This is a genomic window from Pseudomonas sp. IPO3774 (assembly GCF_013386835.1).
Classification (GTDB): domain Bacteria; phylum Pseudomonadota; class Gammaproteobacteria; order Pseudomonadales; family Pseudomonadaceae; genus Aquipseudomonas.
In genome coordinates this window covers 114,135-125,764 of the sequence record NZ_JACAQY010000018.1, presented here as the reverse complement: position 1 = coordinate 125,764, position 11,630 = coordinate 114,135, and the positions used below count along the sequence as shown (strand labels likewise).

Here is an 11,630-nt window from a genome sequence, read left to right as displayed (position 1 = left end):
CGGGGTCAGCCTTAAAGCTGTGAAGCTTGCACTAATTCAGTGCATAAAAGCAGTTCTGTTTACTTCAAGCTGCCGGAAAGAAACTGCTGCAAACGCTCGGACTGTGGGTTGACCAGCACTTCGCGCGGGTTGCCACGTTCTTCAACGATGCCTTTGTGCAGGAATACCAACTGGTTGGAGACTTCACGGGCAAAGCCCATTTCGTGGGTCACCACCACCATGGTCCGGCCTTCCTGGGCCAGGTCCTGCATCACCTTGAGCACTTCGCCCACCAGCTCCGGGTCGAGGGCCGAGGTGGGTTCGTCGAACAGCATCACCTCAGGCTCCATCGCCAGGGCACGGGCAATCGCCACGCGTTGCTGTTCACCGCCGGACATGTGGCCAGGGAACGCATCCTTACGATGGCCCACACCCACTTTAGCCAGGTAGTGCTCGGCCTTTTCCCGGGCGTCTTTTTTCGACATGCCCAAGACGTGCACCGGTGCTTCCATGACGTTTTCCAGCGCGGTCATATGGGACCACAGGTTGAAATGCTGGAACACCATCGACAGTCGCGAACGCATGCGTTGCAGCTGTTTCGGGTCCGCGGCCTTCATGGCGCCGTCCTTGTTGGCCACCAGTTTCAGCTCTTCGTTATTGAGCAGAATCTTGCCGGCGTGGGGCTGCTCCAGCAGGTTGATGCAGCGCAAAAAGGTACTTTTGCCCGAGCCACTGGACCCGATGATGCTGATCACATCACCGGCCGCGGCGGCCAGGGACACACCTTTGAGCACTTCATGACTGCCATAGCGTTTATGCAGGTCTTGGACTTCAAGTTTGTACATGCGGTCGGTTCTCACAAAAACAGTTGGTCAGTCGTTGAGCAAGCGCCCGTGCCGCAGCGCTTCGCGCCCCGCCACCTTGGCCAGCCAGAAACCCGCTTGGGCATAACGTAGCCGTTCAACGGCAAACAACACCCCAGGCGTACCCGCGCAAACAATGCTCACGCGGTCGGACAAGGGATCGATCACTTCAAATATCGGGTCGCCGGCTTCGACTACGTCACCGGCTTTACGCAGGTAGCTGATCACACCGGCGTGGGGCGCGAACAACAACTCGGTGCCTTCGAAGGGCAGGCCTTCGCAGGGCTCGTGCTGCGGCGCGGGCCATTCACCACGGATCAGGCCTTGCTCGGCGAGGAACGCCAGGATGCCTTCAGCGTGGAAAATCGCTTCGTCACGGCCAGTATCGGCCTGGCCACCCAGCTCCAGAGTCGTCGCCAGGCACGCCAGGGGAATCTGCGCCTCGGGGAACGCCCGGCACAGCCGCAGCCACGGTAGCGAGCAGGCTTCGTCAAACGAACTGCCGCCGGAATCTTCCGCCAGCAGGCCGACCTTCACATTCAGGTGCGCCGACAGCGAACGCCACTGCGGCCAGTGTTGCGGCAGCGCGTACATGTGCAACGCGGCTTCGGCGTCGCAATGCAGGTCGAGGACCACGTCGGCGGTGCAGGCATGGCTCAGCAACACCCGCTGCATGCCTTGCAACTGGCTGCTCGGCGCCGGCAACGCATTGAGCGCATCGCTCATGGCCTGGCGGATCAAGCGCACATTGGCGTGAGGATCATCCCCCAGCTTGCCTTTGAGCAACTCGGTAACCGGCTCGCTCAATTCAACGAAGTCGCGGTTGAAATTCTTGCCGCTGCCGATCTCGAAACGGCCCTGGTGACTGCCTTGCAGCAGTTGCCCCAGGCCCATCGGATTGGCGACGGGAACCAGCTCGATCACGCCGTTGAGGGCGCCTTGCTGTTCCAGTTCCGTCAGGCGCTTTTTCAGCTCCCAGGCGGCGCGCATGCCGGGTAATTCATCCGCGTGCAGGCTGGCCTGGATATAAGCCTTGCGCTCGCCGCTACCGAAACGAAACACCGTCAGCTGGCGTTCGCAGCCCAGGTGACCCCAGGGCAACAGGTGATCGATACGTTCCATATCAATGCTTCCGTGGAGCCAGGTAGCTCAGCCAGCGGCCTTCGGCCAACTTGAACAGGCGCACCAGGATGAAGGTCAGGCACAGGTAGAACGCACCCGCAGTGATATAGGCTTCGAACGGCAAGTAGTACTGGGCGTTCACCGTGCGTGCGGCACCGGTGATGTCGATCAGGGTGACGATGGAGGCCAGGCTCGTGGTCTGGAGCATCATGATCACTTCGTTGCTGTATTGCGGCAGCGCCCGGCGCAGGGCCGATGGCAGCAGGATCCGGCGGTACAGCTTGTAGCGCGACATGCCCATGGCCTTGGCTGCCTCGATCTCGCCGTGGGGCGTGGCCTTGAGGCTGCCGGCGATGATCTCGGCGGTATAGGCGCTGGTGTTCACGGCAAACGCCAGGCACGCGCAGAAGGTCGCGCTGGACAGCAGTGGCCACATGAAGCTTTCGCGCACCGCTTCGAACTGGGCCAGGCCGTAGTAGATCAAGAACAGCTGCACCAGCATCGGCGTGCCGCGAATCACATAGGTGTAGAGCCAGGCAACACCGTTGATGATGGGCTGCTTGGACACGCGCATCAGGCCCAGGGGCAAGGCCGCGAGCAAACCGAAGAACAGCGAAATGGCCAGCAGTTTCAGGGTGGTCAGCAAGCCGCCGAGGTACAGCGGCATGGCCTCCCAGATGACGTTGTAGTCGAAGATCATAGATCAGCCGCCTTTACGCCTACCGAGTAGCGCTTCTCAAGATGACGCAGGGCCAGCAACGACACGCTGGTGATCACCAGGTACATCGCCGCCACTGCGAGGAAGAAGGTAAAAGGTTCGCGGGTGGCGTCTGCCGCCTGCTTGGCCTTGAACATCATGTCTTGCAGGCCCACCACCGAAATCAATGCGGTGGCCTTGGTCAGTACCAGCCAGTTGTTGGTAAACCCGGGGATCGCCAGCCGAATCATCTGCGGCACCATCACCCGGAAAAACACCTGGAACGGGCTCATGCCATAAGCCAGGCCGGCTTCGGCCTGGCCCTTGGGAATGGCCATGAAGGCGCCACGGAAGGTTTCCGAAAGGTAGGCGCCAAAGATGAAACCCAGGGTGCCGATACCGGCGGCCAAGGGGTTCAAGTCAATGTAGTCGTTGTAGCCGAGCAACGGCGCAACGCGGTTAAGCAGGTCCTGACCACCGTAGAAAATCAGCAGGATCAGCACCAGGTCGGGGATCCCGCGGATCACCGTGGAGTACAGGTCGCCCAGCCAGGCCAACCAGCGCACCGGCGAGAGGCGCAACGCGACCCCGATCAGACCCAGAACAATGGCCAGGGCCATGGACGACAAGGCGAGCTGAAGCGTCAACCATGCGCCATCGAGGATGACAGCCCCGTAGCCTTTCAACATGATTCAGGTCCTCGAAAAGGGGGATGAAAAAATGGCGCAAACTTCAGAGATCCTGGTGCTTGCGCCATTCTGGACAGACAGCTGCGACGGTTTACTTGGCTTCTGGGCCGTAAATGTCGAAGTTGAAGTACTTGTCCTGGATTGCCTTGTACTTGCCGTTGGCACGGATCGCAGCGATTGCAGCGTTGATGCGGTCCAGGTTTTCCTTGTCGCCTTTACGTACCGCGATGCCGATACCGTCGCCGAAGTACTTGGCGTCAGTGAAGGCCGGGCCGGTGAACGCGTAGCCTTTACCGGCTGGCGTGTCGAGGAAACCTTCCTGCAACAGGGTGGCGTCGGCCACGGTGCCATCAAGGCGACCGGCTTCTACGTCCAGGTAGATTTCGTTCTGCGAGCTGTAAGGAACAATGGTGGCGCCTTTGGGAGCCAGCACTTCCTTGGCGAAACGGTCGTGGATCGAACCGCGCTGCACGCCGATTTTCTTGCCTTTCAATTCATCCAGGCTGTCGCTGACGGCAGTGCCTTCCTTCAATACCAGGCGAGCTGGGGTCAGGTAGTAGCGGTTGGTGAAGTCCACGGACTTCTTGCGATCGTCGGTGATGGACATCGAGGACAGGATGGCGTCGATCTTGCGCACTTTCAGCGCCGGGATCAGGCCGTCGAATTCCTGCTCGACCCAGGTGCACTTGACCTGCATCTGCTCACACAGGGCGTTGCCGATGTCGTAGTCAAAACCGACGATGCTGCCGTCCGGTGCCTTGGAGGCAAACGGAGGGTAAGCCGCTTCAATACCAATCTTCAGTGGCTTGCCTTCGGCGAAAGCCTGCATGGACAGCACGGACAGCGCCAGGGCGCCCAACAGCACGAGTTTCTTCATCTTGGGACTCCATCGGTATAGGGCAAAACAGCAGTATGAGCCAGGGCCCACGATGCGAATGAGTGAAACCGAATAGCGGTGCTGCGTCCTGCGCCAGTTCAGCATCGGCGACGACGAGCGAGTGATCGGCATTCTAACGACAGGCCGGAAGCCGATATTTCCTCAATGCGACAACAATTTACAGAAGCACCGAGAAAGCGGTTCCAGCACATTGACAGCCTCTTGATTTTATGCAGAGGCAAAAGATATTAAACCTGTTAACGCTGCAAGTTGCGGGCCTATTATTCGCAAACCCTTCTAGCACGGCAAGTGTAGCGTTGGATCTAATTTTTCAGGGCGTCTAAGACGCGGGTTTTCGGGGCAAAGGCGTAGCACTTTGCCTCATGTTTGGGCGTGGGGTTACACATTTGCCGGGCTCGGTAACATTCAGAAACTTCCTACAACACAATCCGATATTTATTGGCCTTGTGTAAGTCGCGCCACTGAATGACCAATCTTGGAATGCAATCAAAATGTGGGAGCGGGCTTGCTCGCGAAGGCGGTGTGTCAGTGGGTGATGTGCTGGCTGACACGCCGCCTTCGCGAGCAAGCCCGCTCCCACATGGGTTATAGGTCGCCTGTCCGATCGCACAAAAAAGCCCCACCCGGCCTACGCCGAATGGGGCTTCGTCCCACAAACCCGCCTTACGCGACGTTCATGGTCTTGTGCGTCTCGATCAAATGCGCCACCACACTCGGATCCGCCAGGGTGGAGATATCGCCCAACCCGTCGTATTCAGCGGTGGCAATCTTGCGCAGGATCCGGCGCATGATTTTCCCCGAACGGGTCTTCGGCAAGCCCGGTGCCCACTGGATCACATCCGGTGAAGCAATCGGCCCGATCTCTTTACGCACCCAGTTTTTCAACTCCAGGCGCAACGCTTCATTCGGCTCTTCGCCGTTTTTCAGCGTGACATACACATAGATGCCCTGGCCCTTGATGTCATGAGGCACACCCACCACCGCCGCTTCCGCGACTTTCGGGTGCGCAACCATGGCGCTCTCAATCTCGGCGGTGCCCATGCGGTGGCCGGAGACGTTCAGCACGTCGTCCACCCGACCGGTGATCCAGTAGTAGCCATCCTCGTCACGGCGCGCACCGTCACCGGTGAAGTACATGCCACGGAAGGTCTTGAAGTAGGTGTCCACAAACCGGTCATGGTCGCCATACAGCGTACGTGCCTGGCCCGGCCACGAATCCAGGATCACCAGGTTACCCTCGGCCACGCCTTCAATCAGGTTGCCGAGGTTATCCACCAGCGCCGGTACCACGCCAAAGAACGGACGTGCCGCCGAACCCGGCTTGAGTGCATGGGCGCCCGGCAGCGGGCTCATCATGTTGCCGCCGGTCTCGGTCTGCCACCAGGTATCGACGATCGGGCAACGGGATTGACCGACGTTCTTGTAGTACCAGTCCCACGCTTCCGGGTTAATCGGCTCACCCACCGAACCCAGCAGGCGCAAGCTGCTGCCATCGGCGCCTTCGCAGGCGGCGGTGCCGGAAGCCATCATGGCGCGGATCGCGGTCGGTGCGGTGTAGAGGATGTTGACCTTATGCTTGTCGACGATCTTCGCCACCCGGGTGATGTCCGGATAGTTCGGCACGCCTTCGAACATCAGCGTGGTCGCGCCGTTGGCCAGTGGGCCATAGACGATATAGGTGTGGCCGGTGACCCAGCCGACGTCGGCGGTGCACCAGTAGATTTCGCCCGGGCGGTAGTCAAACACGCGCTCGTGGGTCAGGGCTGCGTACAACAGGTAGCCGCCGGTGGTGTGCTGCACGCCCTTCGGCTTGCCGGTGGAGCCGGAGGTGTAAAGGATGAACAGCGCTTCTTCGGCGCCCATCTCTTTCGGCGCACACACGGTGCCCGCCACTTTCATCAGGTCTTCGTACCAGATGTCGCGATGCTGGTTCCACTTGATGTTGCCACCGGTGCGCTTGCACACGATGACTTTCTGGATGCTGCTGGTTTCCGGGTTGGTCAGGGCGTCGTCGACGTTGGCCTTCAGGGAAATCTTCTTGCCGGCACGAATGCCTTCGTCGGCGGTGATCACCACCTTGGATTTGCAGTCGATGATCCGACCGGCCAGGGCCTCTGGCGAGAACCCGCCAAACACCACCGAGTGAATCGCACCGATCCGGGCACAGGCCAGCATGGCGACCGCGGCTTCGGGAATCATCGGCATATAGATAGTCACCACGTCGCCGCGGTGCACATCCTGGCCGCGCAGGGCGTTGGCGAACTTGCAGACTTCTTCATGCAGCTCGCGGTAGGTGATGGTGCGGCTTTCGGCAGGGTCGTCGCCCTCCCAGATGATTGCTGGCTGGTCGCCACGCTCGGCGAGGTGGCGGTCCAGGCAGTTGTAGGAAACGTTGAGGGTGCCGTCGGCAAACCATTTGATGTCGACATGGTGATCGTCGAAGGAGGTCTGCTTCACCGTGGTGAAAGGCTTGATCCAGTCAAGGCGCTTGGCTTGCTCGCGCCAGAAACCGTCGGGGTTGACCACCGACTGCTGGTACATGGCCTTGTAGGTCGCCTCATCGGTCAGCGTATTGGCTGCTACTTCGGGGCGAACGGGGTACAGAGAAGCCGCACTCATCTTTCTTACCTCGGTGACATAGTTGTTGTTGTATGACCCTGTTGTAGCCGGGCCGGACCTATAGAACCATTCGACGATGGTAGTAACAAGCCCCTACAAATTGCCCACCTATCCCCTGGCAGCGCTCTGGCCCGCGGCCCGTGGCGCTTTGCAGGTTTCTGAAAAAACCTTCATTTCGCGATTGTTACAAAAACCACCAATAGTGTTTATCAAAAGCACGGGTATATGAATATAACTCGGACGCCTAAAATCAACCTCGCCATCAAGGCACTGTGATTAACAACGTAACAGCCCCCACGAAGGCAACGTTAATCCGAACTTCCCAATCAAGTTACACACGTGGCCTCACAAGGGCCCCGTGACCCCTTTCGACCGCCAAAAGGTAAATAGTCAAATGAAAGCGTTATTAGTTATGGCCCTTAGCAGCTTGTGCGCCACCGCCGCCCTGGCCGACGAAGCCCCGACTGACGTAGCCAGCCAGAGCACCCCGATTGTTGAGGATTACACTTACAGCACCCATCTGGACGTCGCCAAAGTAGTGTCCATGAGTGAAGTCCCGGATGTATGCAAAGTTGTACCGGTAAAAATGGAATATGAAGACTCACAAGGTCAGCGTCATATTCTTCAATATCAGGTCATGGGTAACGGTTGCTCTAACGGATAATAACTTCGTTAGTTTGAACTGAACCTGATCTTATTCGCCGCAAGAAATCGTTCTTGCGGCAAAGAGCCGGCTTATCCCCTACCGCTTGAATCGAATGCTACGATTGTGGCGCCGCCACCTCACCTGCAAGGCAGGATGCATTCATGCGAGCCAGTTTCGAAAAAATCCCCACCGAGGCGAACACCTCCTGGACCCTGCTGAACAGGCGTCTACCGGAGGCGATTCCGTTTGAATGGCATCACCATCCCGAATACGAACTGACCCTCACCCTCAACAGCCGCGGGCACCGCTATATCAGCAACGATGTGGCGCTGTACGATGACGGCGACCTGGTGCTGGTGGGCCCGAACGTGCCCCATAGCTGGTCTTCCGCCGAGCTGATCGACCCCGCCAAACCGCACATTGCCCTGGTCATCTGGTTTTCCGAGGCCTGGGCGGACTCGCTGGTGCAACTGTTTCCGGAGATGGGGTCGACGCGTGCGCTATTGGCTGCAGCGCGACAGGCGTTGAGTTTCAGTGATGCTACGTCCCGGGCGCTGCGCCCGGTGATCGAAGCAATGGTCGAGCAAGACGCTTCCCAGCGACTGATCTCGTTGCTCAGCGTGCTCAACACATTGTCCCGGGATATCGCCGCGCAGCGCATCGCGACGGAAAACGCCGCCCCTCACATCGTTGAAGACGCGCGCATCCGCCGCGTTCTGGACTACCTGCACGGCCACTATGCGCAACCTGTCGGCATTCCCGAGCTGGCGCAAATGGCCTGCGTCAGCGTTTCAGCCTTCCATCGCATGTTCCGCAAACACACACGCTGCACGGCGCTGGACTACATCGTCCGGCTACGCATCGGACATGCTTGCGCTTTATTGATGCGGGGCAACCTGGCGGTCAGCGCGATTTCCGAACAGGTCGGCTATGCCTCCCAGGCGTTGTTCAATCGGCAGTTCAAGGCGCACAAGGGCATGACGCCGTCACAGTTTCGGCTTCAACACGGGCATCACTTTCAATAAGCCGATTCTTCTATACGCCTCGAAACAAACGCCACAATCGTACTGCCAAACGCTGCAAACCAGGCTGCCCCCCAGACGGGCCGAGGTGATTCCATACCTGTATGCACAACAACAATACAGGTCACCCAATGAGCAATTACCACGCCTTCGAATGTGCCGAGCTGCCGGACGACTACAAGCGCAGCATCGTCGCCATGAAAAAGGCCCTGCGCGCGCAGATCGGCGACGTGCCTGCGCTGTTCGCCGAGGTCAGCGAGTTCATCAGGGCTGAAATCGCCTCGATCAAGGCCCAGCAGTCTGCCTGGCCCGAACTCGACTTTGAAACCATCGCCACCGGCCAGGTCACCGAAGCACAACGAGCCCTCATCAAACGCCGGGGCTGCCTGGTGATCCGCAACCACTTCCCCAGGGAACAGGTGCTGGCGTGGGACAAGAGCCTGCTGGACTACCTCGACCACAACCTTTTCGACGAGGTGTATCGCGGCCCGGCTGACAACTTCTTCGGCAACCTCGAAGCCTCACGCCCGGAAATATTCCCCATCTATTGGTCCGACGCCCAGATGCAAGTGCGCCAACACGAACGCATGGGCGCTGCACAGTCGTTCCTGAACCGCCTGTGGACCTACAACTCCCAAGGCCGGCATTGGTTCGACCCAGACATCAATGCGCTGTACCCCGACCGCGTCCGCCGCCGCCCACCCGGCACCACCTCCAAAGGGCTTGGCCCCCACACCGACTCGGGCGCCCTGGAACGCTGGCTGCACCCCGCCTACCTCAAGGTGTTCGACAAGATCTACCGCAACGACTTCAAGTCCTACGACCCCTGGGACGCTGCAAATCGCACAGAAGTCGATGAATACGCCTACAAGGACACGGTGAAATGCTCGGCCTTCCGTACCTTCCAGGGCTGGACCGCACTGTGCGACATGCAGGCCGACCAGGGCGTGCTGCATACCTTGCCGATCCCCAAGGCCATGGCCTATATGCTGCTGCGCCCGCTGCTGGACGACGTCCCCGAAGATGAGTTGTGCGGCGTTGCGCCGGGCAAGGTGCTGCCAGTTTCAGAGAAATGGCACCCGCTGCTGGTCCAGGGCATGACCCCGATTCCGGACGTACAGGCCGGCGATTCGGTGTGGTGGCACTGCGACGTGATCCACAGCGTCGCCCCCGTCGAAAACCAACAGGGCTGGGGCAACGTGATGTACGTGCCCGCCGCGCCCATGTGCCCGAAAAACCTGCGGTACGCCAAGGATGTGCTCAGGGCGTTCGAGCAAGGGGTTTCGCCGGATGACTTTGCCCGGGAGGACTACGAGAAAGAGTGGAAAGACCGCTTCATGACGCCGCAACTGAACACCCTCGGCCGCAAAGGGCTGGGGCTGGAATAAGCACCGCTCCCCAAAACAACAAAAAGGGTTATCCCACATGAAAATCCCCCATCGCCTTGCCGTTGCCATCTCCCTCGCCAGCCTTTGCACGTTCGCCGCTCACGCAGCCGACAGCAAAGGCACTGTTGAAGTCGTCCACTACTGGACCTCGGGCGGGGAAGCCAAGTCTGTGCAGGTGCTGCAACAACTGATCGAGAAAGACGGCTTCACCTGGCAAAACAGTGCCGTGGCCGGCGGCGGTGGCGCTGCTGCCATGACCGTCCTCAAGAGCCGCGCCGTCTCCGGCAACCCGCCCTCTGCCGCGCAGATCAAAGCTCCGGACATTCAGGAGTGGGGCAAGCTGGGCCTGCTGACCAGCGTCGACGACGTCGCCAAGGCCAATCACTGGGACAGCCTGCTGCCCGAAAGCATTGCGCAACTGATGAAATTCGACGGCCACTACGTCGCCGTACCGCTCAACATCCACCGCATCAACTGGTTATGGATCAACCCCGAGGTGCTCAAGAAAGCCGGCGTGTCCAAAGCCCCGGCCACCCTGGAAGAACTCTACGCCGCCGGCGACAAACTCAAGGCCGCCGGCTATATCGCCATCGCCCACGGCGGCCAACCCTGGCAGGACACCACCGTATTTGAAGGCCTGGTGCTCAGCATCCTGGGCGCCGATGGCTTCCAGAAAGCCTTTATCGACAACGACGAAGCCACCTTCACCGGCCCCAAAATGACCGAAGTCTTTGTCGCGCTGCGCAAGTTGAAGACCTACATGGACCCCAATGGCGCAGGTCAGGACTGGAACATGGAAACCGCCAAAGTCATCAATGGCCAGGCCGGCATGCAAATCATGGGGGACTGGGCCAAGAGTGAGTGGACCGCGGCGGGTAAAAAAGCCGGGGCCGATTATGAATGCGTGCCCTTCCCCGGCTCACAAGGCATTTATAGCTACACCATCGACTCACTGGCCATGTTCAAACCGTCCAGTAAAAATGATACGCCGAGCAACAACGCGGCTCGCGACGACCTGGCCAAGATCGCCCTGGAGCCGCAATTCCAGAGCGTGTTCAACCAGAACAAAGGCTCCATCCCGGTGATCAAGGGCCTGGACATGAGCCAGTTCGACAGCTGTGCCCAGGCTTCCGCCAAGGACTTCGCCGAAGCCGAGAACGCCGGCACGCTGGAGCCGAGCATGGCCTTCAACATGTCCACGTCCCAGGCGGTGCAAGGGGCGGTGTTTGATGTGGTCAGCAACTTCATGAGCAATAAAGACGCGGACCCCGCCAAGGCTGGCAAGCAGATGTTTGCCAGCATCAAAGCCGCAGCCCAGTAACCCCCCGCGACCCGTTCTTGCGCCAAACGGCGCAAGAACTTCCAGACCGAATCTGCCCCAGTTCGGCGCGCTGAAACAAACGCCTACCGCCCGTCAAAAAAATCCAAGCCAGGCAAAGCCTTGTAAACCCGGACCTTGGCTGCAAACACCACCATTTTGGCCGCTCACCGAGACCATCCGCCGCAACACAAAGTCGAATTTTTCCCTATAATGCGCGGGTAAATCGGGCCTGCAATATCCCTTTACATGGGGACGAAGAGCCAGACCTGAGGCCCCCGCTGGAGCCAGTAAGCATTGCTCCGCCCCTCAAGCCTCAAGCAGAACACCCGTAACCCTGATTCCGTTTAATGCGTGCGCTAGCTGCAACAAACGATTCCTTAAGATCC

The 11,630-nt window shown here is 59.4% G+C and carries 10 protein-coding genes; 4 read left to right on the top strand and 6 right to left on the bottom strand.

All coding sequences use genetic code 11. The features are described 5' to 3' along the window. Positions 1-59 precede the first annotated feature (59 nt). The 6 genes from HYE77_RS12380 to acs form a co-directional block, all read right to left on the bottom strand. Complete coding sequence (locus HYE77_RS12380; protein WP_003214336.1) at positions 60-824, bottom strand: ABC transporter ATP-binding protein; 765 nt, start codon at positions 822-824, stop codon at positions 60-62. A 27-nt stretch (positions 825-851) separates the two neighbouring features. Beyond that, positions 852-1,964: a succinylglutamate desuccinylase/aspartoacylase family protein gene (locus HYE77_RS12375; protein WP_177068834.1), complete on the bottom strand. Its 1,113-nt coding sequence runs from the start codon at positions 1,962-1,964 to the stop codon at positions 852-854. A 1-nt stretch (position 1,965) separates the two neighbouring features. Then, positions 1,966-2,664, bottom strand: coding sequence for an ABC transporter permease (locus HYE77_RS12370; protein WP_177068833.1), 699 nt, complete (start codon positions 2,662-2,664; stop codon positions 1,966-1,968). Next, entirely contained in the window at positions 2,661-3,350 is a 690-nt protein-coding gene (locus HYE77_RS12365; RefSeq protein WP_003214341.1) for an ABC transporter permease, read from the bottom strand. Before HYE77_RS12365 ends, HYE77_RS12370 begins: the two co-directional genes overlap by 4 nt. Positions 3,351-3,441: 91 nt before the next feature. After that, on the bottom strand, positions 3,442-4,227 hold the full coding sequence (locus HYE77_RS12360; RefSeq protein ID WP_003214343.1) for an ABC transporter substrate-binding protein: 786 nt from the start codon (positions 4,225-4,227) through the stop codon (positions 3,442-3,444). 684 nt (positions 4,228-4,911) lie between these two features. Next, the gene (gene acs / locus HYE77_RS12355) at positions 4,912-6,867 is read right to left on the bottom strand and encodes an acetate--CoA ligase (RefSeq protein WP_003214346.1); all 1,956 of its coding nucleotides are present in this window, start codon (positions 6,865-6,867) and stop codon (positions 4,912-4,914) included. 394 nt (positions 6,868-7,261) lie between these two features. Between acs and HYE77_RS12350 the strand changes: the two genes are divergently transcribed. The 4 genes from HYE77_RS12350 (at position 7,262) to HYE77_RS12335 (ending at position 11,244) form a co-directional block, all read left to right on the top strand. Further along, positions 7,262-7,531 (top strand): DUF2790 domain-containing protein, encoded by a 270-nt coding sequence (locus HYE77_RS12350; RefSeq protein WP_008435250.1) that lies wholly within the window; start codon positions 7,262-7,264, stop codon positions 7,529-7,531. 143 nt (positions 7,532-7,674) lie between these two features. After that, entirely contained in the window at positions 7,675-8,538 is an 864-nt protein-coding gene (locus HYE77_RS12345) for an AraC family transcriptional regulator (protein ID WP_008435249.1), read from the top strand. Between the two features lie 128 nt (positions 8,539-8,666). Further along, a complete protein-coding gene (locus tag HYE77_RS12340; protein ID WP_177068832.1) occupies positions 8,667-9,923 on the top strand; it encodes a DUF1479 domain-containing protein in 1,257 nt (418 codons plus the stop codon). A 37-nt stretch (positions 9,924-9,960) separates the two neighbouring features. Continuing rightward, positions 9,961-11,244 (top strand): ABC transporter substrate-binding protein, encoded by a 1,284-nt coding sequence (locus HYE77_RS12335; protein ID WP_134327172.1) that lies wholly within the window; start codon positions 9,961-9,963, stop codon positions 11,242-11,244. Positions 11,245-11,630: the final 386 nt, after the last annotated feature.

What these genes read in the sequence shown, in the direction of transcription:
- HYE77_RS12345 (WP_008435249.1), top strand. Translation starts at nt 7,675, where the DNA reads ATGCGAGCCAGTTTCGAAAAAATCCCCACCGAGGCGAACACCTCCTGG.
- acs (WP_003214346.1), bottom strand. Translation starts at nt 6,867, where the DNA reads ATGAGTGCGGCTTCTCTGTACCCCGTTCGCCCCGAAGTAGCAGCCAAT.
- HYE77_RS12380 (WP_003214336.1), bottom strand. Translation starts at nt 824, where the DNA reads ATGTACAAACTTGAAGTCCAAGACCTGCATAAACGCTATGGCAGTCAT.
- HYE77_RS12365 (WP_003214341.1), bottom strand. Translation starts at nt 3,350, where the DNA reads ATGTTGAAAGGCTACGGGGCTGTCATCCTCGATGGCGCATGGTTGACG.
- HYE77_RS12340 (WP_177068832.1), top strand. Translation starts at nt 8,667, where the DNA reads ATGAGCAATTACCACGCCTTCGAATGTGCCGAGCTGCCGGACGACTAC.
- HYE77_RS12335 (WP_134327172.1), top strand. Translation starts at nt 9,961, where the DNA reads ATGAAAATCCCCCATCGCCTTGCCGTTGCCATCTCCCTCGCCAGCCTT.
- HYE77_RS12360 (WP_003214343.1), bottom strand. Translation starts at nt 4,227, where the DNA reads ATGAAGAAACTCGTGCTGTTGGGCGCCCTGGCGCTGTCCGTGCTGTCC.
- HYE77_RS12350 (WP_008435250.1), top strand. Translation starts at nt 7,262, where the DNA reads ATGAAAGCGTTATTAGTTATGGCCCTTAGCAGCTTGTGCGCCACCGCC.
- HYE77_RS12370 (WP_177068833.1), bottom strand. Translation starts at nt 2,664, where the DNA reads ATGATCTTCGACTACAACGTCATCTGGGAGGCCATGCCGCTGTACCTC.
- HYE77_RS12375 (WP_177068834.1), bottom strand. Translation starts at nt 1,964, where the DNA reads ATGGAACGTATCGATCACCTGTTGCCCTGGGGTCACCTGGGCTGCGAA.